This window comes from Sporomusa termitida (genome assembly GCF_007641255.1).
In the GTDB taxonomy this organism is placed as follows: domain Bacteria; phylum Bacillota; class Negativicutes; order Sporomusales; family Sporomusaceae; genus Sporomusa; species Sporomusa termitida.
The window spans coordinates 933,765-958,280 of the sequence record NZ_CP036259.1 but is presented as its reverse complement, the minus strand read 5'-3'; the positions used below and the strand labels follow the sequence as shown (position 1 = coordinate 958,280).

Annotated in this window: 27 protein-coding genes; 2 read left to right on the top strand and 25 right to left on the bottom strand. The window is 51.4% G+C overall.

All coding sequences use genetic code 11. The features are described from left to right. Nucleotides 1-265: 265 nt before the first annotated feature. The 6 genes from groL to tsaD form a co-directional block, all read right to left on the bottom strand. Entirely contained in the window at nt 266-1,915 is a 1,650-nt protein-coding gene (gene groL / locus SPTER_RS04305) for a chaperonin GroEL (RefSeq protein WP_144349210.1), read from the bottom strand. A gap of 40 nt (nt 1,916-1,955) precedes the next feature. Beyond that, entirely contained in the window at nt 1,956-2,240 is a 285-nt protein-coding gene (gene groES / locus SPTER_RS04300) for a co-chaperone GroES (protein WP_144349209.1), read from the bottom strand. A 206-nt stretch (nt 2,241-2,446) separates the two neighbouring features. After that, a complete protein-coding gene (locus SPTER_RS04295) occupies nt 2,447-3,028 on the bottom strand; it encodes an ANTAR domain-containing response regulator (protein WP_144349208.1) in 582 nt (193 codons plus the stop codon). A 2-nt stretch (nt 3,029-3,030) separates the two neighbouring features. Then, nucleotides 3,031-4,476 carry a sensor histidine kinase gene (locus tag SPTER_RS04290; protein ID WP_144349207.1) on the bottom strand — a complete coding sequence of 482 codons (1,446 nt, stop codon included), beginning with the start codon at nt 4,474-4,476 and terminating at the stop codon, nt 3,031-3,033. A gap of 49 nt (nt 4,477-4,525) precedes the next feature. After that, nucleotides 4,526-4,714 carry a hypothetical protein gene (locus SPTER_RS04285; RefSeq protein WP_170233139.1) on the bottom strand — a complete coding sequence of 63 codons (189 nt, stop codon included), beginning with the start codon at nt 4,712-4,714 and terminating at the stop codon, nt 4,526-4,528. Between the two features lie 11 nt (nt 4,715-4,725). Beyond that, the gene (gene tsaD / locus SPTER_RS04280) at nt 4,726-5,778 is read right to left on the bottom strand and encodes a tRNA (adenosine(37)-N6)-threonylcarbamoyltransferase complex transferase subunit TsaD (protein WP_144349205.1); all 1,053 of its coding nucleotides are present in this window, start codon (nt 5,776-5,778) and stop codon (nt 4,726-4,728) included. A gap of 124 nt (nt 5,779-5,902) precedes the next feature. Here tsaD and SPTER_RS04275 point away from each other — a divergent pair, with 124 nt between their 5' ends. Further along, complete coding sequence (locus SPTER_RS04275) at nt 5,903-6,103, top strand: alpha/beta-type small acid-soluble spore protein (RefSeq protein ID WP_144349204.1); 201 nt, start codon at nt 5,903-5,905, stop codon at nt 6,101-6,103. 125 nt (nt 6,104-6,228) lie between these two features. Here the strand turns inward: SPTER_RS04275 and rimI are convergent, their stop codons facing one another. Genes rimI through thiL form a run of 4 tightly spaced genes read right to left on the bottom strand, consistent with a single transcriptional unit; the run spans nt 6,229 to nt 8,861 of the window. Next, nucleotides 6,229-6,678 (bottom strand): ribosomal protein S18-alanine N-acetyltransferase, encoded by a 450-nt coding sequence (rimI, locus tag SPTER_RS04270; protein ID WP_144349203.1) that lies wholly within the window; start codon nt 6,676-6,678, stop codon nt 6,229-6,231. A gap of 1 nt (nt 6,679) precedes the next feature. Then, nucleotides 6,680-7,372 (bottom strand): tRNA (adenosine(37)-N6)-threonylcarbamoyltransferase complex dimerization subunit type 1 TsaB, encoded by a 693-nt coding sequence (gene tsaB / locus SPTER_RS04265; protein ID WP_144349202.1) that lies wholly within the window; start codon nt 7,370-7,372, stop codon nt 6,680-6,682. Then, complete coding sequence (gene tsaE / locus SPTER_RS04260) at nt 7,353-7,847, bottom strand: tRNA (adenosine(37)-N6)-threonylcarbamoyltransferase complex ATPase subunit type 1 TsaE (protein WP_144349201.1); 495 nt, start codon at nt 7,845-7,847, stop codon at nt 7,353-7,355. Before tsaE ends, tsaB begins: the two co-directional genes overlap by 20 nt. Nucleotides 7,848-7,853: 6 nt before the next feature. Further along, nucleotides 7,854-8,861, bottom strand: a complete 1,008-nt coding sequence (gene thiL / locus SPTER_RS04255) for a thiamine-phosphate kinase (RefSeq protein ID WP_144349200.1) — start codon at nt 8,859-8,861, stop codon at nt 7,854-7,856. A gap of 179 nt (nt 8,862-9,040) precedes the next feature. On the opposite strand from thiL, the gene SPTER_RS04250 reads away from it, so the two are divergent. After that, the gene (locus tag SPTER_RS04250) at nt 9,041-10,600 is read left to right on the top strand and encodes a sigma 54-interacting transcriptional regulator (protein WP_144349199.1); all 1,560 of its coding nucleotides are present in this window, start codon (nt 9,041-9,043) and stop codon (nt 10,598-10,600) included. Nucleotides 10,601-10,641: 41 nt separating this feature from the next. Here SPTER_RS04250 and SPTER_RS04245 read toward each other — a convergent pair whose 3' ends face one another. From SPTER_RS04245 to SPTER_RS04175, 15 genes are all read right to left on the bottom strand, one after another. Continuing rightward, nucleotides 10,642-11,211, bottom strand: coding sequence for a GerMN domain-containing protein (locus SPTER_RS04245; RefSeq protein ID WP_144349198.1), 570 nt, complete (start codon nt 11,209-11,211; stop codon nt 10,642-10,644). A 16-nt stretch (nt 11,212-11,227) separates the two neighbouring features. Then, a complete protein-coding gene (locus tag SPTER_RS04240) occupies nt 11,228-12,361 on the bottom strand; it encodes an N-acetylmuramoyl-L-alanine amidase family protein (protein ID WP_246105482.1) in 1,134 nt (377 codons plus the stop codon). Nucleotides 12,362-12,494: 133 nt separating this feature from the next. Then, entirely contained in the window at nt 12,495-12,722 is a 228-nt protein-coding gene (locus SPTER_RS04235) for a DUF3006 domain-containing protein (protein ID WP_144349197.1), read from the bottom strand. A gap of 6 nt (nt 12,723-12,728) precedes the next feature. Next, complete coding sequence (locus SPTER_RS04230) at nt 12,729-13,610, bottom strand: ComEC/Rec2 family competence protein (protein WP_144349196.1); 882 nt, start codon at nt 13,608-13,610, stop codon at nt 12,729-12,731. A gap of 95 nt (nt 13,611-13,705) precedes the next feature. After that, nucleotides 13,706-14,056, bottom strand: coding sequence for a type II toxin-antitoxin system PemK/MazF family toxin (locus tag SPTER_RS04225; RefSeq protein WP_144349195.1), 351 nt, complete (start codon nt 14,054-14,056; stop codon nt 13,706-13,708). 2 nt (nt 14,057-14,058) lie between these two features. After that, complete coding sequence (locus SPTER_RS04220) at nt 14,059-14,361, bottom strand: CopG family ribbon-helix-helix protein (RefSeq protein ID WP_144349194.1); 303 nt, start codon at nt 14,359-14,361, stop codon at nt 14,059-14,061. Nucleotides 14,362-14,421: 60 nt separating this feature from the next. Next, entirely contained in the window at nt 14,422-15,972 is a 1,551-nt protein-coding gene (locus tag SPTER_RS04215; protein ID WP_144349193.1) for an NAD(P)H-hydrate dehydratase, read from the bottom strand. Then, nucleotides 15,972-16,352 (bottom strand): holo-ACP synthase, encoded by a 381-nt coding sequence (acpS, locus tag SPTER_RS04210; protein WP_144349192.1) that lies wholly within the window; start codon nt 16,350-16,352, stop codon nt 15,972-15,974. Before acpS ends, SPTER_RS04215 begins: the two co-directional genes overlap by 1 nt. 126 nt (nt 16,353-16,478) lie before the next feature. Further along, nucleotides 16,479-17,225, bottom strand: a complete 747-nt coding sequence (locus SPTER_RS04205; protein WP_144349191.1) for a polyprenol monophosphomannose synthase — start codon at nt 17,223-17,225, stop codon at nt 16,479-16,481. Nucleotides 17,226-17,449: 224 nt separating this feature from the next. Then, entirely contained in the window at nt 17,450-18,220 is a 771-nt protein-coding gene (locus SPTER_RS04200) for a flagellar motor protein MotB (RefSeq protein ID WP_144349190.1), read from the bottom strand. Then, on the bottom strand, nt 18,221-19,006 hold the full coding sequence (gene motA / locus SPTER_RS04195) for a flagellar motor stator protein MotA (RefSeq protein ID WP_211367456.1): 786 nt from the start codon (nt 19,004-19,006) through the stop codon (nt 18,221-18,223). Between the two features lie 158 nt (nt 19,007-19,164). Then, a complete protein-coding gene (gene splB / locus SPTER_RS04190; RefSeq protein ID WP_144349189.1) occupies nt 19,165-20,190 on the bottom strand; it encodes a spore photoproduct lyase in 1,026 nt (341 codons plus the stop codon). 99 nt (nt 20,191-20,289) lie between these two features. Next, nucleotides 20,290-21,666 carry an FAD-dependent oxidoreductase gene (locus tag SPTER_RS04185; protein ID WP_246105481.1) on the bottom strand — a complete coding sequence of 459 codons (1,377 nt, stop codon included), beginning with the start codon at nt 21,664-21,666 and terminating at the stop codon, nt 20,290-20,292. A 65-nt stretch (nt 21,667-21,731) separates the two neighbouring features. Next, nucleotides 21,732-22,244 carry a ferritin gene (locus tag SPTER_RS04180; protein WP_144349188.1) on the bottom strand — a complete coding sequence of 171 codons (513 nt, stop codon included), beginning with the start codon at nt 22,242-22,244 and terminating at the stop codon, nt 21,732-21,734. A gap of 98 nt (nt 22,245-22,342) precedes the next feature. Continuing rightward, entirely contained in the window at nt 22,343-24,427 is a 2,085-nt protein-coding gene (locus SPTER_RS04175) for a thioredoxin domain-containing protein (RefSeq protein WP_144349187.1), read from the bottom strand. Nucleotides 24,428-24,516: the final 89 nt, after the last annotated feature.

The following is a 24,516-nucleotide window of genomic DNA, read 5'->3' as shown; positions in this document are numbered from 1 at the left end:
TTACTACTTCCATCATAATATGGAAATGTGACAAAAAAATGACAGAGGTTTGACGTAGAGCCGCAGATTGGTAAGCAAGCAATTTCAGTCCCCGCAAACATTTTAAGTTTTATAAACAAACTATAAAATGAATAGAAGCTGCCCACAAGTTTGATCATAACTTATGGACAGCTTCTAACTTTTTATCATTTTCGGTAACCAAATGGCAACATTAGCCGTGGGAGCGATACTTAGAACCTCAATTTACGGAGGCTCCAGGTACTTGCTACATCATGCCGCCCATGCCGCCCATACCGCCCATGCCACCCATGCCACCCATACCGGCAGGAGCACCGCCGGCGTCTTTTTCAGGCTTATCGGCAACAAGAGTTTCAGTGGTAAGAACCATCGCGGAAATGCTGGCAGCATTTTGCAGGGCTGAACGGGTAACCTTCGCCGGATCAACAATACCGGCTGCAATCATGTCAACATATTCTTCGGTCAGAGCGTTAAAGCCAAAGCCCTTACCGGCTTTCTTAACGTTTTCAACAACAACTGAGCCTTCTAAGCCGGCGTTGTTGGCGATTTGACGTACCGGCTCTTCAATAGCACGTCGCACGATCTGAACACCGGTTTTTTCATCGCCGGTAAGCTTGAGGCTGGCCAGGCTTGCCTGAATATCAATGAAGGTAGTACCGCCGCCGGCAACAATTCCTTCTTCCACAGCCGCACGGGTTGCATTCAGAGCATCTTCAATGCGGAGTTTCTTTTCTTTCAGTTCAACCTCGGTTGCAGCACCTACCTGGATGACGGCTACACCGCCGGCCAGTTTGGCCAAACGCTCCTGCAATTTTTCCTTATCGAAGTCGGAAGTGGTTTCTTCAATTTGCGCGCGAATCTGGTTAATGCGTTTTTTGATTTCGTCATTTTGGCCGCTGCCGTCAACAATAGTGGTTTCTTCTTTGGACACGCGGATCTGACGGGCGCGACCAAGATCTTCAAGGGTTACGCTGTCAAGCTTACGTCCCAGTTCTTCAGTGATCACAGCGCCGCCGGTAACGATGGCGATGTCTTCCAGCATAGCCTTTCTGCGGTCGCCAAAGCCAGGAGCCTTAACGGCAACAGCGCGGAAAGTGCCGCGAAGTTTGTTAACAACCAAAGTAGCCAGGGCTTCACCTTCGACATCTTCGGCAATGATCAGCAGTTCTTTGCCCTGTTGAACGACTTTTTCCAGTACCGGCAGCAGGTCGGCAATTGCCCCGATCTTACGGTCAGTAATGAGGACATAGGGATCGCTTAAAACAGCTTCCATTTTGTCCGGGTCGGTAATCATATAAGGAGAGATATAACCACGGTCAAACTGCATGCCTTCCACAACTTCAAGGTCAGTGCCCATGGTTTTGGACTCTTCAACAGTGATTACACCATCTTTGCCCACTTTTTCCATAGCTTCAGCAATCAGTGAACCGATTTCTTCGTCCCCGGCTGAAATTGATGCCACCTGCGCGATAGCGTCTTTGGTTTCTACTTTCTTGGCGCTCTTTTTGATTTCCTCAACAAGCACGTTGACAGCCTGTTGAATACCTTTTTTCAGGATCATCGGATTAGCACCGGCAGCCACATTTTTCATGCCTTCACGAATCATGGCCTGGGCTAAGAGAGTAGCGGTGGTTGTACCGTCACCGGCAACATCATTAGTTTTGGTGGCAACTTCTTTAACAAGCTGAGCCCCCATATTCTCAAACGGATCTTCCAGATCGATGTCACGGGCAATGGTTACACCGTCATTAGTGATGGCCGGAGCGCCGAATTTCTTGTCAAGCACTACATTGCGGCCCTTCGGTCCTAAAGTAACTTTAACAGCATTAGCCAGAGCATTTACGCCCCGCTCCAGTGCACGGCGTGCTTCTTCATCAAACAAAATTTGTTTAGCCATTTATGTATTACCTACCTTTCATCTTATAATAATTAGCTGATTATTCAATAATAGCCAGGATGTCTCTTTCACTGATGATGAGATATTCTTTGCCCTCAACCTTGACTTCAGTGCCGGCATATTTAGAGAAAATAATCTTGTCGCCAACTGCAACATCCAAGGCAACCTTTTGGCCGTTTTCCAGAGTTTTTCCTGAACCAACAGCCACAACTTTACCCTCTTGCGGCTTCTCCTTGACTGTGTCAGGAAGAACGATACCACTCTTGGTCATTTCCTCCTTTGCCAAAGCCTCAATTACAACTCTGTCGCCTAATGGCTTAATCATGTAAAGAACCTCCCTTTATAGTGTGTTAAAATTAACTGTTTGTTGTTAGCACTCGCTTAAGTTGAGTGCTAATTCCATAATTTATAATATAAAATTCGCTCCAAAAAATCAAGTCATTTCGGTAAAAAATACATAAAAATTTTAAAAAAGTATCAAAACTGAGGGCAGAGGCTGTTAAAACCCCTGCCCGGCAGCAAATATCCTTATTATCGTTTACGAGTGGCTGACTCAACAATGGCCGCCGCCACATCCCGGATTGATTTGCGTTTGCTCATGCTGTATTGCTGAATGCGGCGATAGGCCTCACTTTCAGTTAAACTATACGCATCCATCAGTATTCCCTTCGCCCGGTCAAGAACTTTCCGCGTTTCCAGTGAGTTTTTAACCTCTTCCAGTTCCCGTTCTAATTCCGCAAACTCCTGGAACCGCGATAAGGCAATCTCCATCGCCGGAAACAGGTTTGCTTCTTTAACAGGCTTGACCAGATACGCTAATACACCCGAGTCCTTGGCTTTTTCCACTATTTCCTTCTGGCTGAAAGCAGTTAAAAGGAGCACAGGCGACAGTTTTTCATTAGAAATAATTTTAGCAGCGGTAATGCCATCCATTTCCGGCATTTTAATATCCATAACAACAAGATCAGGACGGTGTTTACGGGCCAGTTCAACGGCTTTGGCTCCGTCTGCCGCTTCGCCGACCACGGTATGCCCGGCTTCTTCCAATAATTCTTTCAGGTCCATCCTAATAATTGACTCATTATCGGCAATCACTATCCGCAAAGCGTCCAATGTTATTCCTCCTTCGCCTCTTTAGCCCCTTCTGCCAGCCGGGGAATGTTTATAAAAGCGTGGGTTCCGGCACTGGAAAACAGGCGGAATTTACCGCCAAGGTCGTTTTCTATCAGTGTTCTGACAATTTGGAGGCCCAGACTGCTGGTACTTTGCAGGCAAAAATCCGTAGGAAGACCAATACCGTTGTCATAGATATCTATCTGATAACTATCCGGTGTTGTTGCAATATCCACACCAATTAATCCCTCTTTACGTCCGACAAAGCCGTGCTCAATCGAATTTTGAATTAGCTCGTTGATTACCAGGGCCAGACTGCTGGCCTGCTCAGACGGCAAAATAACCGTTTGCCCGTTGAGCACTGTTTCAATATTAAAATCAGGCTCAAGCATATTTTGAATAACCAAATCTAAAATATTTTTCGTGACTTCAGCCACATCAATATATTCCCGGTCCTGTTGCGATAAAAATTCATGCACAACCGATATGCTCAATATCCGGTTGACGCTTTCCCTAAGCGCTGCTTTCACTTCCGGCGTGGTCGTACGCCGGGCCTGTAATCTGAGTAAACTGGCAATCGTCTGGAGATTATTCTTGACCCGGTGGTGTATCTCCTGAATAACGGCCGATTTGACCAGCAGCTCTTTTTCTTTTTTTCTGAGCTCGGTAACATCGGCCACAATAAAGACGGTGCGCACCACCAGGCCGCCGACAAATATTGGAATAGCCCGCTGCACCAGGATCATGTTGCCGGCTTCGGCTTCTTTTTCCGCCGGCAGCCCTGTCGACAGGGCCTGCTGGGCCAGTTTCATATTAACCTGCCGGTCAGATACCCGCCGGCCGATAATATGGTTGATGCCCAGCACTTTATAAATAGCATCGGCGGCAGAATTGGCAAATACAATATGACCGCGTTCATCAATGATAACAATACCGTCGCGGGGTGCCAGCGGCCGGTAAATTTTCCGGCCCAGCGGGCCACCGTCCGCGGCCATCGTCAATAGCATATAAGCAGTGTCCACAAGCATGCCATGCCCATTGGCGCTGGCCTCCTGGCTGTTGGTCTCAAAGCTGGCAGCAGCAATGATCTGGCCGGCCGGGTCTTTGATCGGGAAAACCCGCATCTCAAGTGCATCCATACCAAGCGCCCACTCACGCTGCCCGGCAATATTGGCACCGGAAACCAGCGTTCGCCATACCAAAGGCTCCTCGCTCGACTGAACGGTACTGCCTAAAATATTGGTTTTAAAATCAATATAACTGGTATTGGGTTTAGCTTGCGCGACAATAGCCAAAAAGTTTTCATTGCGGGCCGCAGCGTACAGGGTAACCTGAGCATGTGCCAGATCGGCAGCCAGCCCTAGGACGCTTGATACTTTGTCAATAAATTGAGTCTGGCTTGGAGTTAAAATTGTTATCTTCCGGCAAATATCTGCCGCTACACCCATAAACTTTTCCCCCGTTCCCTGCAACAAAACCTAAGACCGGCTTAATCCTTTATGTATTCAACTGTAACCTTAAAAATTCCTTGTTATCTGGTACTAAGTTTACAAAGTTACAATCCACTGCCGCTTTTGACAAAATCCACAGGGTTATCCCCGGGTTATCCACAAAATCCACAGGGTTATCCCCAACAATATGACCCATTATTGCCGGATCATACACTATTTTTATCATCTTACCCACATTATCCACAATTATTTTGCCGGAAGTTGTCCACACTGCCGGTCGCCTAATGTAAGAGAAGGCACCGCATTCAGATTAAGGTCGGAGAAATCACCGGCCACATACTGATAATGAGCCCGGCAGGCAATCATTGCCGCATTATCTGTACACAGCACCGGCGGCGGATAAAAAACGGTCAGGCCCCGGCTTGGGGCTTGTAGTGTTAATTCAGCCTGCAGCGATGAATTAGCAGCCACCCCGCCGGCCAGAACAATTTTATCAACCCCGGCATGTTCTGCAGCGGCCAGCGTTTTCATAACCAGCACATCAACAACAGCGGCCTGAAAGCTGGCCGCCACATCAGGAATACTGACCGTCTCCCCCCGCTGGGCAGCACTGTTCAGGTAATTTAATACCGCTGATTTTAAGCCGCTGAAACTAAAAGCAAATTTGGTTTCCCCGTTCTTGCCGGCAAAAGCCCGGGGAAAGGCAATAGCGGCCGGATTTCCCTGTTTAGCGGCCTGATCAATATAAGGACCGCCCGGATAAGGAAAGTTCATGACCCGGGCAATTTTATCGAAAGCCTCACCGGCAGCGTCATCACGGGTCTGGCCCAGCAGTTCAAGCTCATTATAATCTTTTAAATAAACCAGCGAGGTATGGCCGCCGGATACTACCAGCGCTACAAAGGGCGGCTCCAGTTCAGGATGGGCCAGAAAATTGGCAAAAATATGCCCTTCCAGGTGATTCACCCCGATGAGTGGCTTATCCAAAGAAAATGCCAGCGCCTTGGCCGTCGCCACCCCGACCAGCAGGGCACCGACCAGGCCGGGGCCATAGGTAACACCAATCGCGTCAACAGCTGACAGTGTTGTTCCCGCCGTAGTCAAAGCCTGGTCTATAACCGGAATAACATTCTCAATATGTTTACGGGAGGCAATCTCCGGGACAACACCGCCAAATTTTTGGTGGGTCGGTACTTGCGAGGAAATAATATTGGCCAATACAGTACGTCCGTTGGCAACTACAGCCGCCGATGTTTCATCACAGCTTGTTTCCAGCGCCAATGTTAAACTTTGATTCATTGAAAGACCTCCATTAGCTGTCTGCTAATTATTACATGGTGTAAATGATGTATTAAATTCCGAAAGTAAGCCAAATTAAAACCAAGGACTACAACATAAAGTCCGGGAAAGGAGGTGCGAATATATGGCACGCTCAAATAAACCTGTTAATCCTGGTGCGGAAAACGCTCTGGACCAAATGAAAATGGAAGTAGCCAATGAGTTAGGTATAGCTGAGCGCGTTCGCAGCCAAGGCTGGAATACTATGACTTCTGCTGACTGCGGTCGCGTAGGCGGTCACATGGTTCGTAAAATGATTGAGCAGTATGAATCTACTCTCCGATAGATTGTAAAGCACAGGGCGGCTACGGCCGCCCTGCTTATTTTGTCACCTTTTTACCGGGACCCGCATATGTTATCTTACACAATCACCCTGGGGCCACAATCTAACCGTGGCTCCTCTTTTTATACCTATAGTTTGTCGAGCCACATAATGAGCGCGTCTTCCCCCAGTTCGGCGTAATAATTGGGGCGAATGCCACACTCGATGAAGCCGCGCCGTGAATACAGCTTGCGGGCGGCGGTGTTGGCGGGGCGGACCTCAAGCGTCATACTGACTGCGCCTTTGACTTTGGCGGCAAGAATCATGTTCTCCAGTAAAAGCAAGCCCAGGCCTCGTCCCTGGTAGGCTGGCAACAAGGCAATGTTCGTCACATGGGCTTCATCCATAACCAGCCAGAAGCCGCCATAGCCCACAATGCGGCTGTCATCAGTCATAACCAGATAATGGGCCAGGTCATTATTGCCGATTTCTTCTTCAAAAGCAGCCCGTGACCAGGGCGTGGCGAAGGCCTCCTGTTCAATAATCAGTACCTCATCAATATCACCCTTCTGCATGCGCCGCAGAGCTAATTCCGGCATCTCAGCGACACTCCTGTGATTGCCGCCGTTCCCACAGCTCCTCAGCCTCTGAACGCCTGATATATAACGGTTCCAGCGCAGCTACATCATGCCTTACCCCCTGGTCATACAGCTGCTGGGCCAGAACTGCCACACTGCCGGCCCGGGGCATAACAACATGGGGCGGCGCCGGGTATTCAATCTCGTCTTTGTACATGACAGCAGCCTCACCCAGCAGCAGGACAGGCTTATCCTTAGCCGCCAGCTCGGCCTTGGCCTCAGCAAAAGCCACAACCCGCGGCGGTTCCACTTCAGCCATAACCCCCTTGCACCATTCGTACAAACCAAGATATACATTCCCTTTTTGGGCATCGAGCATCGGTGCCAGCAATACCCCCGGCGCCGGGCAGGCAAAAGCCATTGCGGCTAAAGTCGGCACCCCGATTACGGGAATATTAAGCGCATAGGCCAGGGCTTTGGCTGTGGCCAAACCAATCCTGAGCCCGGTAAAAGAGCCGGGGCCGTTACTTACGGCAATTGCCTTAAGATTGTTTTGCGAAACTTCTGCCATAGTGAGCAGACTGGCAATATGGGGCATTAACCGTTCAGAATGGGTCTTGCGGGTCTGAACAGTAAGTTCAGCCACCAATGCAGCCGGTGTGGCAATGGCAACACTGGACACAAGTGTGGCTGTATCAACAGCAAGAATCGGCAATCTGTTTCAACTCCTCACAAAGCTCTACATATCTTGTCCCCACAGCCGTGAGACAAAGAATACGCTCACTGGGGCCATCACCGGCCTTAATTGTCAGCCACAGTCGTTCGGCCGGCAAAAATTCCGGGAATTTGTCCGGCCATTCAATAATAGCGATGCCGTGAGCCCCAAGATAATAATCAAAGCCGATATCGGCGAGTTCAGCCGGGTGTTGCAGCCGGTAAAGATCAAAATGATATACCGGCAGTTCCTGACCACTGCCGGTTATTCCCTCATATACATTAAGGACAGTGAAAGTCGGACTGGTAACATGCGCCGACACAGTCAGACCGGCAGCAATGCCCTGGCTTAACAGGGTTTTGCCGGCACCTAAATCACCGGCCAGACATAAAACATCACCTGATTTTAATAATTTAGCCATATTTTTGCCAAATGCATAAGTTTCATCAGGCGAGTGGGTCTTAATAACTAGCATAAGGTATTACCCCTCCTGGCGAAAATGATTAAACCCCCGGGGTTTAAGTTCTTGCACACAGCCTGCTGCGTCGACAAGGGTCACACCTTCGCCGGCAGCAACCACCTCGCCCACCCTGGTCACCGGCAGGTCGGGGTGCAGGGCCAACAGTGTTTCATATTTGCCTGGTTCCATCGTAAACACCAGTTGAAAATCCTCACCACCGAACAGGGCATAGTCAGTTGCCCGTTTGTTAAACCTGGCAGCGGCCGCTGCCAGTTCCGGTGCCAGCGGTATTTGACCGGCAAACAGCTTAATCCCGACCTGACTGGCCTTAGCTATTTCATGGGCTTCACTCGCCAGTCCGTCACTGATATCGTCCATACTGGTAGCGCCAAGGGCTGCCAGCAGCTGGCCGGTTCTGACCTGGGGCCGGGGCGTCAGATGGGCCGTAACCAGCGGCCAGGCAAAATCCTCATCCTCCCATTGACCGGCTTGCAGCAGGGCTAAGCCGGCGGCCGAACTGCCCAGCTTGCCGGTGACAGCCACCAGGTCACCGGGCTTGGCCCCGGAACGGCGCACCAGCTTAGCCGGTTCGACCTCACCGGTTACCGTCACATTAATTACCAGCCCCTGCGGGCTGGCAACGGTATCGCCGCCGACAATATTGACGCCAAACTCACGGCATATCTCTTTCATGCCTTTATATAGATTAACAACAAATTCCACCGGGATAGACGGGGGCAAAGCCACTGACACAACCGCATGCCGGGGGGCGCCCCCCATAGCCGCAATATCACTCAGATTAACCGCAATCGCTTTATAGCCAAGCTGCCAGGGCGTTGTTGTCGTTAGGTCAAAGTGGATTGTTTCAACAAGCATATCGGCCGTCAGCAACTGCAGCTGACGGGGCGCAGGCAAAACCACCGCTGCATCATCACCAATGCCAACGATCACACTGCTGTGATCATTGATCGTATCCTGTTTGATTAAATCAATCAGACCAAATTCACCTATATCGCTAAGCTCATCCACAGGAAAACACCACCTTCATGGCTGCGTAATGTTCCTAATTACTTCTCTTTTAGGCAAGCATTTCCTGCAAGGGTAGTATACCACAAACCAAAAAAAAGTTGTACGCAACAAAGGAATTCCTGGTTAAAACAGCAAATTTATTCCATAGGTAATGGACACAAACGTCAGGAGGCCTAAAAATGGATAAGCTGCGCTTAAAAATATCCAATATTGACAGACTCGGCCTTGTCCTTGATATCTCACGCGCGCTGGCGGCCAGGGAAATCAATATCATCTCCATGGAGCTTGAACTTAACACCATTTATGTTGAGATCGAGCCGCTGGCTGCTCTCGGGAAACAATCGCTTATCCATGAACTAAGTATGATCGAGCTGGTAACAGCAGTAAGCGAGATTAATCTCATGCCGCATCAGGAACGGGCTGAGCAGCTTAACGCCGTACTGACCGCCGTTAGTGACGGCATTATCGGCATTGACCTTGCAGGCCGTATTACCCAATACAACCCGGCGGCTGAGAAAATTGTGCGCTTACCGGCCAGTGAGGTGTTAGGGCAGGCATTTACTGCTATCTTTCCTGCCAACAGTCCGCTGCTGGAGGCACTACACGCCGGGACCCGCTATAACAACCGTGAGGTTATGCTGGAAAAAACCAAAAGCCATTATTTATCAAGCGGGCGTCCTATTATTGATAAAAACGGCCGTATCATTGGCGCCGTAGCCATTATTAAAGACATCAGCGCCGTCCGCGAACTGGTCTTAACTGTAACCAGCCAGTTAAAAGTAACTTTTGATGAAATCCTATTTACCAGCCAGTCCATGCAACGGGTCGTTACCTTTGCCAAATCCATTGCCAGAGGGGAGTCTACCGTACTCATCAGAGGCGAAACCGGCACCGGCAAGGAGCTGATTGCCAGGGCGCTGCATGCCGCCTCGCCCCGCAGTAAAAAAACCTTTGTGCCGCTGAACTGTGCCGCAATTCCTGATGCCCTCCTGGAGAGCGAGCTATTCGGCTATGAGGACGAAGCCTTTACCGGTGCCGCCAAGGGCGGCAAACCCGGCTTGTTTGAATTCGCCAACAGCGGCACTATTTTTCTGGATGAAATCGGCGAAATCCCCGCCCACCTGCAGGCGAAACTGCTGCGAGTGCTGCAGGAGGGCAAAGTCAGGCGGATCGGCAGCAACCGCGAAATTCCGGTGGATGTCCGGGTCCTGGCAGCAACCAACCGTAATCTGGAAGACATGATCATGAAAGGCAGTTTTCGGGAAGATCTGTATTACCGGCTAAATGTAATTCCGTTATTCATCCCGCCGCTCCGTGAACGGAAGGATGATATTCCCCTGTTAACCCAGTTTTTTCTCAAACGCTGTGCCGCCCGTCTCCATAAAGAGACCGACACGATCAGCCAGCAGGCGCTGGCAAAGCTGACCGGCTACCATTGGCCCGGCAATATCCGCGAGCTGGAGAACGTGATTGAACGTGCCGTCACCATCGTCATCGGCAACATCATCCAGGCCGAGCATATTATTTTTGACCAGGATTATTCACCGGCGATGCCGGCCCTCCCGCAGGCCTGCAACCGGACACTGGAGGAAATCATCAATGAGGTTGAGCAGGAGGTCCTCATGAAAGCGATGGCCAAACACACAACCTCCCGGCAGTTAGGAACCGCTTTAGGCTTATCGCATACAGCGGTACTCAAAAAACTGCACAAACACGGGCTGACATTAAAACGGAGCTAAATTAAAAACAGCAGTCCTTCCGGCGAAGAACTGCTGTTTCATTATGGCTTTTTGATGATCTTCTCGGATCGGCTCAATGGCTCACTGGTATCCATGTGGCCTGTAATTGTATTAATCTTTTTACCCTCAACCAAGATCTGCACCTTGTGAATATCGGGAAACTCGGTAAGGGTATTGACAATAGCGCCAACCAGCAATGTTTCACTGGCCGAACCGCCCACGTTTTTCTTGATGAGTTTATCATCAAAATCCACATAGGCAACATGGTCTTTGACTGTCAGGTTTTTCATTTTCGTCCCGGCCGGCATAACGCTGACAAGTGCCGGGTCTTTCGTTCCGGCCTGCAGCAGCTCAATGGCAGTACGGGCCGGCTGGCTGTTGACAGGCACTTTATGAACCTCAGGCACAAGCAGCATAGCGTCTTTAGTCGCATGGTAAATAACAAGCTGCATCGTCCGACTGGCAGCCGTATTGGTTTCCGGTTGGACCGGGGTTTTCTCCTGCGTCCCCGCTGCCGGCTGATTAACAGGTGCCGAACTGTCACACCCGGCAGCCATAACCGTTACTGTCAGCAGGAAGGCCATTATTAGCAATCTCAAATTATTTTTCATAATAGTACCCACCTCTTTAGTTTAGCTTGGCAGCCTGGTCAAAAAACCGTTCCAGCCCCCGAACTATTCCTAGAGACATTTTCTGTTGAAAATCGGGCAGGCGGAGGAGTTTTTCCTCATCAGGGTTCGAAATAAACGCCAGCTCAATCAGCGCCGCCGGCATCCGGGTCCGCTTAATTACATAAAAGTTGGCCGGATTCGCCCGGCGGTCCTGCAGTTTACCTGCCTCCACCAGACTTGTTTGCAAGGCCTGGGCCAACATCAAATCATATTTTGTTTTCTGATAATAGTACGTGGACGTACCGCCTACAGAGCGGTCGGTAAAGGCATTTATATGGATACTTAAAAACACGTCCGCTTTGCGGCTGTTAGCAGCTGTCGACCGGGCATTAAGCTCTTCAGCAGCTGTTGCCTTGGGACCAAAAACATCACAGTCCTCCTCGCGGGTCATGATCACCTTGGCCCCAGCCTTCTCCAGCAAGGCCTGGACCCGCTTAGCCACAGCCAAAGTTGCCGTCTTCTCCATATAATTACTGGGACCAATCGCCCCGGGATCACTGCCGCCATGACCGGGATCAAGCGCAATTACCTTGTTTTTCAGACCGGGTGTGAAGGAATAATCAGGCAAGGGCACAGGCTCGTTGATATCAACAATAACCCGGAAAGGCCTCTTGGCCTGGGGATCACTGGGCAGGGTAAATACCCGGTAGTCCAGATCGTCAGCCATACTCGGCAGGTCAACAATAACCTTGGTATCCTGACCACTGGCCGCAAAGCTTACTTTCTCGATCACTTTGCCGTCAAAGGTAAGGTTTTTAATCGTCTTAGCCGGGGTTGTCCCTTTTATTATCACACTTAACTGCGGCGTAGGTCCGGCAATAACAACACCGCTTGCTTCCACAGGGCCGGATACATCCATAACCAGCCGCAGCATCGCCGAGCCGGTTAGGGCCTCGGTATGATTCGCCCACCTGACCTGACTCAAAACCGGCTGACGGCTGGAACCGCGAGCTTCGACAGTTTTGCCGGCACTTACTTTCGGCAGGCTGATAGCAGGCTTAGCTGCGGGAGCTGTATCCGGAGCGGCATATACCCCTGTCCAGGAAACCATAAACAGGACAAACAAAAACAGTAACGCTATCTTTCGCAATCAAGGCACCTCCAAACCGCGAAGTGTCCTGATAATATTCGTGCTCTTTGTCAAAATTCCTGCAGGACTTGGGTCTCATTTTCTAAAAAATTACAACATTTGTCCTGAATTTGTTAAAACCCGGGCCAGCTAGTTATTTTTCATTTCCTTGTTGTCGAATAATCTGTTCCAACAGGGCATCAGCCTCCGCCAGGGCCTGTTTGGTGGCTTCAGCATCGACAGTGACCTCTACTGCCAGAATATCACCTTCCTTACTTGCCGGCAACAGCTCCCGGGGCCAGTTGACCCCCGTCTCCTGCTCCCCTACTAATAATACCGCCTTATTCCCCTCAAACCGGTCAATAACCGCTTTTACTTTCATAAAGGCTTATCGCTCCTTCGTAATCACATAGGTCCTGCCATCACTCGTAACCGTCAGCGTTCCCTCTGTGTCAGTACGGTATACCTGCATTTTTCTGTCACTGTATCGCTTTAGGATTACTTTATGCGGATGTCCGTATTCATTGCCGGCCCCCAGTGAGATGAAGGCGGCCTCAGCATTCACCGCCTTTAGGAAAGGCAGCGTCGAAGATGTCTTGCTGCCATGGTGGCCGCTTTTCAGTAAGGTGCTCTTCAGGCGGGCGGCGTCTTTTTTAAGCAGCCGCGCCTCCGACTCTTTCTCAGCATCACCGGTCAGCAGCATTGAAAAATTGCCGTAGATTAGCTTAGCCACAATCGAGTTATTGTTCAAATCCGGTTCAGAGCCGCCGATAAACGGCTGCTCCGGTGCCAGAACGCTGAGCACTGCTTCATTGCCTAATTCGATAGTTGTTCCCGCCGCAACCACAGTGAACGGGATCTTGTGCTTGCTGATCTGAGTCAGATATTGCCGGTACAGGTTGGAGGTCGTTTTCTGGCCGCTGTCATATACCTGCCTAACAGTAAAGTTGGCAAACAGCGCGGCGGCACCGCCAATATGGTCAGCGTGCGGATGCGTGATAATCAGCTTGTCCACAGTTGCAATGCCCTGACTTTTCAGCATACGGACCAGCTTATCCCGGGCCGGGACATCACCGGTGTCGATCAGCACCACCTGTTCATGGGTACGGATCAGAATGGCATCTCCCTGACCAACATCCAGCACCTGGACAGTCAGCGGCGCACCGGCAGGCCGGGCGGTTATCCCCGCACCGCCGCAGCCAGCCGCAAGAATAACGGCAAACAAGGTCACAGCTATAACCAGCCAGGACCATGGGCGGGTTAGTTTCATTAAATTCTCTCTCCTCCTGTAAAGCTGTCCCAACCGGCAGCGTCTAACTTAGCAGGACAAACTAAAAATAGGCAGTTTCCCGCCTACACCTAGCCCTACAATTGAACTAAGCCAATACTGATCCGTATCGCTTCGTCCACCCTGCTCATAATCTCTTCACTTAAATGGGTGACTTTTTCCCTGAGACGCCGCTTGTCAATAGTCCGGAGCTGCTCTAACAGCACCACCGAATCTTTCTCAAGATTATACTGACTGGCATTTACTTCAACATGTGTGGGCAGTTTGGCCTTGGATATCTGTGACGTGATCGCCGCTACAATAACCGTGGGGCTGTATTTGTTGCCAACATCATTTTGAATGACCAGAACCGGCCTGTGGCCTCCCTGTTCTGATCCGACCACAGGACTCAAATTAGCGTAATAAATATCTCCGCGCTTGACAATCATCGCTATTCACGCTCCGCCAGCAGGCCGGGCATCAGTTCAAATGTGTCAATATCAGCCAACAGGCCTTCTTCGGCCAATGCCAGATTTATGACTGCCATTTCCTGATACCCCTTTTTCATCATATCCCGTACAGCTTTTCGCTTGCGCTCTTCTATATAAAGACGCATGGCTTCTCTGACAAACTGACTTCTGCTCAATTTATCCATAGCTATTATGCCGTCGACTTCCTGCAACAATGCATTCGGGATACTTATCATGATTCGCCGTAACTCTGCCACACCTTCACCCCCGCCAGTATGGAGCATATTAAAAGATAATATTATTATATAAGCAGTTATATACCACTGTCAACTTTTTTATATACTTTAATAGCCTTTTATGCCGTACATGGCTGCCGGCACAGCCTTTATCAGATCTGTCGCCGTCATTCCGACCATGCCGGCAGCTGCCGCCACGTCACCGGCCAAACCGTGAATATATACCCCGGCCACCGCCGCATCATGGCTGGAAAGCCCCTGGGCGATCAGGCCGGCAATAATTCCGGTAAGGGCATCGCCGGTGCCGCCGGTGGCCATGCCTGCATTGCCACTAGTATTAATATATACTTCTCCATCCGGAAAAGCAACAACTGTACGGGCCCCTTTAAGCACAACAATGCTGCCCCATTCGCCGGCTGCCTGCCGGGCCACCTTCACCCGGTCAGCGTTTACAGCCTGAATAGAGAGACCGGTCAGCCTTGCCATCTCCCCCGGGTGTGGCGTTAATACCGGTAATGCGCTGCAGTCAGTGAGAATACTGGTATAGCCGGCCAGCGCATTTAATGCATCGGCATCAATGACCAGCGGGCAGCAGGCAGCAGCAACCACGGCCCGGACCAGTGCCCTGGTCTCTTCCTCACAGCCAAGCCCCGGCCCAATAGCCAGCACATCACTGGCTGACGCCAGTCCGATAATCTCCTGCACCGCCGCCTGGGCAACAGCACCGGCTGAAGTTTCGGCAAGCGGCCTAGTCATTACCTCGGTCAGCTTGACTGCCAATACAGCCTGCAGGCTGGCCGGTGCCGCCAGGGTAATCAGACCGGCCCCGGCCCGCAGCGCTCCTGCGGCCGTCATGGCCGCGGCCCCGCTCAGCCCGCGCGAACCGGCCACAACCGCCAGCCGCCCGTTCTCGCCCTTATGGGCTGCCGGGCTGCGCCGGGGCAGTATGGCCCCGATCATATCGGCCATAATAATATTTTGCTTGATTTCCTGCCCGGTCACAATGGCCGCAGGGATGCCGATATCAGCCACCGTAAGCTGACCGGCGCATTCAGCCCCAGGATACAAAAACAGCCCCGGCTTCGGCAGGCCCAGTGTCACCGTATGGCTAGCCTGCACAGCCTTGCCATACACCCGGCCGGTATCAGCATCCACACCGGAGGGGATATCCACCGCTACGACCGGTTTACCGGCGGCATTAATCATATCAATAAGCTGGACCATATCATCGCTGGGTTCGCCGCGGAACCCGGTGCCGGCCAGGGCATCGATCAGACAGTCGGCAAAGGTCACGGTAACTTTTACCTTGTCCCATACCCGTTCATGAGTAATCTCAATAATGTCAAGCCCCATTAAATCAATGATGTCCAGATTAAGCCTGGCATCACCACCCACAGCTGCTTTTTCACCCAGCAGAAACACCTTAACCTTGGCCCCCTGGTTGGCAAGGTGCCTGGCAATCACATAGCCGTCACCGCCATTATTGCCTTTGCCGGCTAAAATACAAAACTTCCGCTCCGACAGTGGTGCCAGCATTGTCTCCAAATGCCGCACCACCGCCACCCCGGCGTTTTCCATCAATACAGCCCCCGGAATACCGTACTCATTGATGGCAATCCGGTCAATCTCCCGCATTACTGCCGCTGTTGCCGCTTTCATCACTTTCCCTCCCCCTCTAAAACTGCCTGCGCTGCCGCGTATTCCCGGGCATGCGTCAGGGAAATGTGGATGGCAGTAACACCAAGTTCACCGGCTAGTACAGCAAAACCACCGTGCAGAATAATGGCCGGTTTGCCGCTATCGGCGGTTACCACCTCAATATCCTTAATATTCCCGCCCGCAAAACCGCTGCCAATCGCTTTAGCCACAGCCTCTTTGGCGGCAAAGCGGGCCGCAAAGGAAGCCGCCTGCTGCACACCCCGGCTGCGGCAATAGGCCGCCTCACCGGCCGTAAACACCCGCTGTATAAACGCCTCCCGTTCCACAGCCGTCTTGATCCTGTCTATCTCAACAATGTCAGTGCCAATACCAATGATCATATTTCACCTTCCATAAATTTACAATACGACTTCAACGTTAATTATAACCCAAAACGGCCAATAAAAAAACTAGGTTTTTCACCTAGCTGCAATAACTTACCTGTACAAGGCGGATATTAAGACTGCTTAACTCAGGTTATTGGGCTCCATAACCGTGCTTTGCCGTAAAAGTCTCTGTCTGACCCGCAGTTTAAGAACCATTAACAGCGCCTCCCGGAAAATAGAAGCAGACATTTTGGACTCTCCCCCCCGCCGCTCCTCAAAAACAATGGGAACTTCCTTAATCCTAAACCCCAATAAGTAAGCGCGGTAGGTCATCTCAATCTGAAAACAGTAGCCGGTTGACTGGATTCTGTCAAGGTCGATGGCCTCCAGCACCTGGCGGTGAAAACACTTGAAACCGCCGGTCAGATCATGGAAGGGGATATTAAGAATAAGGCGGGAATAGATACTGCCGCCCATACTGATCAACCGGCGCAGAGGATTCCAGTTGGTTACCCCGCCCCCGTCCACATAGCGGCTTCCCAGGACAACATCACACTGCGCGCTGGCCGTTACAAAGTGTGGTAAATACTTAGGATTATGGGAAAAATCAGCATCCATTTCAAAGATAAGCTGATACCCCCGCGCCAGGGCCCACTTAAAACCGGCAATGTACGCCGTCCCCAGGCCAAGTTTGCCTGGCCGTTTGAGAAGAAAAAGCGTATCCCCGTATTTTTCCGCCTGTAATTGCTCAATCAGCTCACCGGTACCGTCAGGTGAGGCATCATCCACCACCAGAATATGAATGCCGGGCACAGCACTGTAAATTAAACATAATAACCGGGCAATATTACTCCGCTCATTAAATGTCGGAATAATTACAAGCTGCATAGCTGTCTCCTCCCCTGCTTGCCGCCTTTACGCCAAAAGGGATTAGGTAACTGACCCATCTTGGTCGATCCAGTATAGTATTGGGCGATTCCCGGCAATTATATTAATTTTTCACAGTGGAAAAAATTGCATCTGCCCGTCCTTTTGGCTGGGCGGGGGGAAATAAAAAAACGAGGCAGCCATTGCCTCGCTCGGAACAAATCACAGGTACTTATTAACTTGTCTCAGGGCCGGTAATTGCGCTGGATGAATACCTCAACCCGCCGGTTGGCAGACCGGCCTTCAGCCGTATCGTTGCCGGCCACCGGCCGGTATTCACCATAGCCGGTGGCGCTAAACCGCTCCGGCCTGAGCCCGGGTTCCTGTACCATCAGGAACTTCATAAAATTTACGGCCCGCCGTGAACTAAGCTCCCAGTTGGAAGGGAACTCCCTGGTGTTGATCGGCACCGTATCCGTGTGACCGGATACAGTAACCTTCTGCGTCAGCGGCGACAATAATTGGGCAATCTGGATACCAAAACGGCGGGATTCGGCCCGCAGCTCGGCACTGCCTGACGGGAACAGAGCCGTATCCTGAATGCGGATCATCAGCCCGTCATCAGTCAGCGTTGTCGATAAATCACCGCTCAGACCATTGTCAACAATATATTTATCCAGCATTTTTTTCAACTCGATTAATTGCGCCGTTTCCTGCATGTAGGCCTTTTCATTGATCCCGTTCATAGCGGTCATTACGGCCGGTATCTGCGGCACAGCCGGGTTGGCCTGGCTGTGCTCGGGCTGCTGCGGCTTAAGATTCTCCAGCAGCGCCGGACTGCCGTTAAAAGCCACACTGAAAGAGGCTGCGATCTGATCAAATTTCTTCTGATCAAGCTGGGCTGAGGCAAATAATACAATAAACAGCGCCAGCAGCAAAGTCAGGAGGTCGGCATAAGGAATCAGCCAGGTCTCATCCGCATGCTCCTCATGGTGTTCTTTTTTCTTTCTGCTCATCTATTTATCCTCCGGTTTTGGCTTTAGCAGCTCCCGGACCTTTTGCGGAATAAATACCAGTAATTTAGATTCAATCGCCATCGGCGAATCACCCGCCTGCAGCGACAAGATCCCTTCCACCATCATCCGTTTAACTTCCACTTCTTCTTTCGAAATCAGTTTGAGCTTAGTGGCAAAAGGATGCCAGAGCACATAGCCGGTAAATATCCCCAGCAAAGTGGCCACAAACGCCGCGGCAATGGAATGACCCAGTTTTTCAATATCATCAAGACTGCCCAGGGCGGCAATCAAACCAATTACCGCTCCTAAAACGCCCAAAGTCGGCGCATACATACCGGCCTGAGAAAAAACCAGGGCGCCATTGCGATGGCGTTCTTCCATGGCTTCAATGTCAGCGTCCAGCACATCTCTGACAAAATCCACATCCATCCCATCAATAACCATGCCCATCCCATTCTTTAAAAACGGGTCCTTAATATCCTCAAGCTTGCTTTCCAGCGCCAGAATCCCTTCCCGGCGCGCAACCTGCGACAAATCGACAAATAATCTGAGCAATTGCTCTTTGGCGATCCGCTCTTCCTGGTTAAACAGCTTTTTAACCAATACGGGGAAATTTTTGAGTTGTTCCATAGGGAATGCATTAAACAAGCTGGCTGCGGTACCCACCAAAATGATTATAAACGCTGCCGGGTTTATAAGTGCAGCAGGACTTGCGCCTTTTAGCGCCATACCGGCAATAATAGCAAAAATCCCCAGAACGATTCCGATAACCGTTGACTTCTCCAATGAAAGCCCTCCCAATAACATATAAGCAACAACATCATCACATAATTGTATATCGTAATTTTTGGGACAATAATTAAGGGATTCTTGAAACAAAAAAAAAGTCCTGCCAAATAACGACAGGAAACGCATTGCTTGATTGTAAACACCGCCAGGCATTTTCAGACAAAATACTCGACTTTAGCCTGAGGAAAAACAGCTGACAATCGTTCCAGCATAAACTCTTTAATCTCCTTTAGAACCTCCGGCTGATAAACATATTTACCGTAACCAAACTGACCATATTTATATTTCCGCTCACTTTCCGTCATCGGCAAATCGGTCTCAGGAAATAAGTCCAAAATATTATTTTTAGCCCGTTTGGTAAAGCGGTGGGAAATCAGCTCGAAAGTCAAATCCGTTCTGGCCGCAGCCGGCAATTGGGCGTCAAGTGCCGCCACCAGCCGGTCATATTCCTGCTGCCAGCCGGAAAAATAGAAAATCGGCGCGATAATAAAGCCTACCGGATAGCCCGCCCCGGCTACCTTGCCGGCAGCAGCCACCCGTTCCAGCATGGACGGCGTTACATGCTCATATTTCTCAATCACCGCGGCCGCATTTAGACTGAACCGGAAGCGGGTATGCCCATTATGCCGGGCCCGCAGCAGGCTGTCCACCTTGTCATGTTTGGTAACAAAACGGAACCGCCCCAGCTCCTGGCGGCCGAAGAACTCAATTGTTTTGAACAAAAGGCCGGTCAGATATTCAGTGGGAATCGGGTCAGAGGTGGCCGCCCCCTCAAACCAGGTAATCGCCGGTGCCCGCTCCGCAATATAGGCTTCGGCCTGGGTAAAAATATCCTCAGTATTTACATATACCCGGAGATACGGCTTTTTGCCCAGAGTGGTTGCCAAATAACAATATTCACACATACTCGGACAACTGGTGTTGAGCGGCAGCTGATAATGCGCCGAAGGCTTGCAGCTGGCAAACTTAGTCCCCTTTCTGACGCCGACGACCAAGGTGCGCTTAGCCTCGCGGAAAGCTTCACGGGCCGTGTTGCCCGGGATCCCTGTCACCCGGTTATGAGAGCCGGTAAACTGGATCGGCACAGCCAGGTCCTGCAGTTTTTCATATATTTCCTTCCCCAGGGGATAATCGAGGGCTTTAGGTTCAAAAAAAGCGCGTTTGGGTACAAACACATTCATGACGGCAGTTCACCTCAATAGTAGTGTGAACCGCCGTCATGAATTTTACCCAAACCGGTTTCATTTATTTTTCCCCGGCAGCCGGAGCCGGTATTCCCTTTACTTGGCCTGCAGCTTATTCATCGCGACATTGGCGGCAATCGCCACATTGTCAATCGGGCTGCTGTAGGGCGGCGCATAGGCCAGGTCGATATCAAACAGGTCATCAATCGTTGCGCCCATAGTGAGCGCTGCCGCCATAACATCAATTCGTTTCGATACATCACCCTTGCCGAAGATCTGCGCCCCAAGGACCTTTCGGCTGGCAGCCTCAACGATCAGCTTTACCGTTATCTGTTTAGAGTCCGGCATATAGTGGGGCTTATCCGGGGCGGCTGCCGTTGCGGTTACATATTGATAGCCCAGGGCTTTCGCCTCCCGCTCGGTCAGGCCGGTCTTGCCGACATGAAACTCCAGCAGCCGGACAGCAACCGTATTCAGCACCCCGCGAAAGGCAACGCGGTTGCCGCCGATATTCTCACCGATCACCCGGCCATGCTTGTTGGCGGTTGAACCCATGGGCGCAAACACCTTTTTGCCGGAGATGATATTGGTATTCTCGGCGCAATCGCCGCCGGCGTAAATATCGGGGTCACTTGTCTGCAAATATTCATTCACCGCGATCGCCCCGGAGGGACCGATAGCCAGACCGGCGGCTGTGGCCAGTTCCGTATTCGGCCGGACGCCAATCGCCAGTATCACAACATCAGCCGGAATAACCCGTTTATCGGTTACCACCGCCTTAACCGTACTGTCCCCGTCAAACCGCTCCACCTTCTCGCCCAGCCGCAGCGTGATGCCGGCGGCCTGGGCATAACTGGCCACTGCGGCCGCCGCCTCGGTATCCAGGAAAGCGGGAAACACCTGATCCTGCATCTCAATTACCGTTACCGCAACCCCACGGGATGTAAAAGCCTCGGCCATTTCCATACCCACAAGCCCGGCGCCAATAATCACCGCCTGCCTGATCTGGCCGTTATCGATCCCGGCCCGGACCGCCGCCGCATCATCGGGGTGCCAGAACTGCTGAATCCCCCCCAGTTCAATCCCCGGCAGCGGCGGCCTGACAGGGCTCGCGCCGGTGGCAATAACCAGCTTGTCATAAGGAAATACCGTGTCGGCCCCGGTGTCCAGATTTCTGGCCGCTACCGTTTTCGCTGCCCGGTTAATAGCCGTGACCAATGTACGAATGCGTACATCCACACCCTTGTCCTGTTTGAAAAATTCCGGATTGCGCACTGCGCCGGCCGTGGTTTTTACAAAATCACTGATATCGGCAATCAAGCCGCCTACATAAAAGGGCATCCCGCAAGCGCCATAAGAAATGAGCGAGCCTTTTTCCAGAACAATAATTTCCGCTGCCGGGTCTTCCCGGCGGATCTTCGCGGCCGACTTAAGCCCGGCCGCCACCGCCCCAATGATGACAATTCTGTTCATAAACATCCTCCTGCCCCCGAAGGGGTTTGTTTAAACAAAAGACCCCGCACCGGGGTCTCTTATTGCTACTGAGCAGGTGCAGCCGGCGGCTGATAGACTCTGGCCGCCAGTTCTTTATCCAGATAGAACAAACCGGCACTGTCACCGACCATTCTTAACTGTTCAAGCACCTCACTGGCCGAAGCCTCTTCCTCCACCTGCTCGGTCACAAACCACTGCAGGAAAATCTGGGTTGCCACATCCTTTTCCTCAACAGCAACCGCATACAGCTGATTAATCAGACTGGTGACATGCTCTTCATGGGACAATATCTTCTCAAATACCTCAATAGGTTTGCCGAACTCGGTCGGCGGCGCCTCCAGCACCTTTAGTTCCAGCTGGCCCCCACGCTCGAGGATATAATCAACAAACTTTAAGGCATGCATCGTTTCTTCCTGATACTGTACCCGGAGCCAGTTGGCAAATCCCTTCAGGTTTTTCGACATACAGTACCCCGACATGGCCAGATAGAGATTAGCGGAATACATTTCTGCCTGGATCTGGTTGTTGATAGCGTTTTGTAATTTTGCAGTAATCAATGTGCTGCTCCCCTTTCCTATTCCATTCAACTATATTTTACTAATTTTTTGAAAAACAGACAAGATTTTTTGTCAGCCGCTGCCAGAAGCTGTACGGCTTATTCTTCGAGATTTTGCCTGGGCAGGACCTGTTTAAATTCCTCAACCGTATGTACAGGTTTCCGGCAGGCAAAATTCTCGCAGATATAGCCGGTTGCCTGACCGTTAACAGCCCCCTGCCCGGCCGCCACAGGCACAAGCTCCCAGTTGTCGGCCTGATAGTCCGGGTCATTGTAGACAACCGTCGTTGCCGGCATAAAACTCTGTCCGGCCAGCGCCAGCATGGCCTGCACATTGGGATCTGCCTTCTCCCCGGCAATCACGATATGGCTCGGCGGGGTCAGATAGTAATCAAGGGCCAGTAAGAAATACGTATAGGCCCGGGGATAGCGGGAAATCTCGCTGCTGAAACAGCTGAACAGCTTTTCCGCCATGCTGATATACTCGGCATTCTCCGTCAAGCGCCCTAGTCGCAGCAAGGCCAGCGCCGCCACCGAATTGCCGGCAGGCATGGCGCCGTCATAGATCTCTTTTTGGCGCATCAGCAATTCCTCGCCATCGTTGCCGGTGAAATAAAAGCCCCCGTTTTCCTGGTCCCAGAATAATTCTTTAAGATCGGCGCTCAGCGCAATGGCCTGGCGCAGATATTTGGGGTTGAAGGTGGTTTCGTACACCTCCAGCAGTCCCCATAACATAAACGCGTAATCATCAACATATCCCAGATAGGCCGCATTGCCCTCCCGGTACCGGGCCAGCAGGCGCTTGCCGTCTTCCGCCGTCAGCTTGGCAAAGATAAAGTCAATGGCCCGTTCCGCCACCTTGGCATACTCTTCTCTCTGCAGCACCCGGCCGGCTTTGGCCAGGGCGGCAATCATCAGCCCGTTCCAGGCTGTCAGAATCTTATCGTCTTTAAAGGGATGGACCCGCTGCTCCCGTGCCTGATACAGTTTGACCCTGGCGACCGCCAGCTTGGCGTCAAGCTCACTAATATCAAGGCTGTGCCGGGCCGCATAATCATATAAATCCTGCTCAATCAGGTTCAGAATGTTTTCGCCCTCAAAATTACCATCAGCGGTAACATCGTACACATCGGCAAACAGCTGGCCCAGCTCCGGTCCCAGCACGGCCGTAATCTCCGCCAGCTTCCAGACATAAAACTTGCCTTCCACCCCTTCCGAGTCGGCATCCTCGGCGGAATAAAAAGCCCCGCCCGGATTGGTCATATCCCGCATTACATAGGCGATAATCTCCTCGGCAATCCGGGCAAAGTCCGGGTCGCCGGTGCACTGATAGGCTTCGACATAGGCATAACACAACAGCGCATTGTCATACAGCATCTTCTCAAAATGCGGCGCCAGCCACCTGTTGTCGGTGGAGTAACGGGCAAAGCCATAGCCCAGGTGATCATAAATCCCGCCCCGGCTCATGGCATCCAAAGTCTTTACCACCATGGCAATGGCTTTTTTATCCCCCGTCCGCCGCCAGTGGCGCATCAGAAACAGGAGATTATGAGGGGTCGGGAACTTGGGCGCCGGCCCAAAGCCGCCATAATTAGGATCAAAATCACTTAACAGCTGGGCCACGGCCTGCTCCAGCGTCTCCACCGACAACTGTCCCGGCTCCACCTGGACCGGCCGGTGTCTTAATGACTGAGCCAGCTTTTCGCCAATCTCCTCAATCTTGTCCCGGTTCTGGTCCCACTGCTCCTTGAGCATTGACAATACTTCCAGCAGCCCCGGCCGCCCGTACATGGCATGCTTCGGCAAATAGGTACCGGCAAAAAACGGCTTTTTATCCGGCGTCATCACAATCGTCAGCGGCCAGCCGCCCTGTCCGGTCACCGCCTGGCAAACAGCCATATAGATATGATCCACATCCGGCCGCTCCTCCCGGTCCACCTTAACCGCCACAAAATAATTATTCAACAGCGCGGCAACGGTTTCATCCTCAAACGATTCCCGCTCCATAACATGGCACCAGTGGCACGTACTATAGCCACAACTAAAAAATACCGGCTTGTCTTCTTCCTTGGCCTTCGCGAAGACTGCTTCGCCCCAGGGATACCAGTCTATTGGGTTGTGTGCATGCTGCAATAGGTATGGACTTTTTTCATTGGCCAGGTGGTTAACGTGCTTAACGGTCACTTAAATCACCTCGTTTTTATAGCTACCAATTAGGATTTGCTTAGGTTGGGTTTTACATACGCTATATAATGGATAGTTGTTATTTGTTA

Excerpts from the sequence above, each read along its gene's own strand:
- groL (WP_144349210.1), bottom strand. The coding sequence starts at position 1,915 with ATGGCTAAACAAATTTTGTTTGATGAAGAAGCACGCCGTGCACTGGAG.
- groES (WP_144349209.1), bottom strand. The coding sequence starts at position 2,240 with ATGATTAAGCCATTAGGCGACAGAGTTGTAATTGAGGCTTTGGCAAAG.
- SPTER_RS04290 (WP_144349207.1), bottom strand. The coding sequence starts at position 4,476 with ATGGGTGTAGCGGCAGATATTTGCCGGAAGATAACAATTTTAACTCCA.
- tsaD (WP_144349205.1), bottom strand. The coding sequence starts at position 5,778 with ATGAATCAAAGTTTAACATTGGCGCTGGAAACAAGCTGTGATGAAACA.
- SPTER_RS04275 (WP_144349204.1), top strand. The coding sequence starts at position 5,903 with ATGGCACGCTCAAATAAACCTGTTAATCCTGGTGCGGAAAACGCTCTG.
- rimI (WP_144349203.1), bottom strand. The coding sequence starts at position 6,678 with ATGCCGGAATTAGCTCTGCGGCGCATGCAGAAGGGTGATATTGATGAG.
- tsaE (WP_144349201.1), bottom strand. The coding sequence starts at position 7,847 with ATGCTAGTTATTAAGACCCACTCGCCTGATGAAACTTATGCATTTGGC.
- SPTER_RS04250 (WP_144349199.1), top strand. The coding sequence starts at position 9,041 with ATGGATAAGCTGCGCTTAAAAATATCCAATATTGACAGACTCGGCCTT.
- SPTER_RS04245 (WP_144349198.1), bottom strand. The coding sequence starts at position 11,211 with ATGAAAAATAATTTGAGATTGCTAATAATGGCCTTCCTGCTGACAGTA.
- SPTER_RS04235 (WP_144349197.1), bottom strand. The coding sequence starts at position 12,722 with ATGAAAGTAAAAGCGGTTATTGACCGGTTTGAGGGGAATAAGGCGGTA.
- SPTER_RS04230 (WP_144349196.1), bottom strand. The coding sequence starts at position 13,610 with ATGAAACTAACCCGCCCATGGTCCTGGCTGGTTATAGCTGTGACCTTG.
- SPTER_RS04225 (WP_144349195.1), bottom strand. The coding sequence starts at position 14,056 with ATGATTGTCAAGCGCGGAGATATTTATTACGCTAATTTGAGTCCTGTG.
- SPTER_RS04220 (WP_144349194.1), bottom strand. The coding sequence starts at position 14,361 with ATGCTCCATACTGGCGGGGGTGAAGGTGTGGCAGAGTTACGGCGAATC.
- SPTER_RS04215 (WP_144349193.1), bottom strand. The coding sequence starts at position 15,972 with ATGAAAGCGGCAACAGCGGCAGTAATGCGGGAGATTGACCGGATTGCC.
- acpS (WP_144349192.1), bottom strand. The coding sequence starts at position 16,352 with ATGATCATTGGTATTGGCACTGACATTGTTGAGATAGACAGGATCAAG.
- SPTER_RS04205 (WP_144349191.1), bottom strand. The coding sequence starts at position 17,225 with ATGCAGCTTGTAATTATTCCGACATTTAATGAGCGGAGTAATATTGCC.
- SPTER_RS04200 (WP_144349190.1), bottom strand. The coding sequence starts at position 18,220 with ATGAGCAGAAAGAAAAAAGAACACCATGAGGAGCATGCGGATGAGACC.
- splB (WP_144349189.1), bottom strand. The coding sequence starts at position 20,190 with ATGAATGTGTTTGTACCCAAACGCGCTTTTTTTGAACCTAAAGCCCTC.
- SPTER_RS04185 (WP_246105481.1), bottom strand. The coding sequence starts at position 21,666 with ATGAACAGAATTGTCATCATTGGGGCGGTGGCGGCCGGGCTTAAGTCG.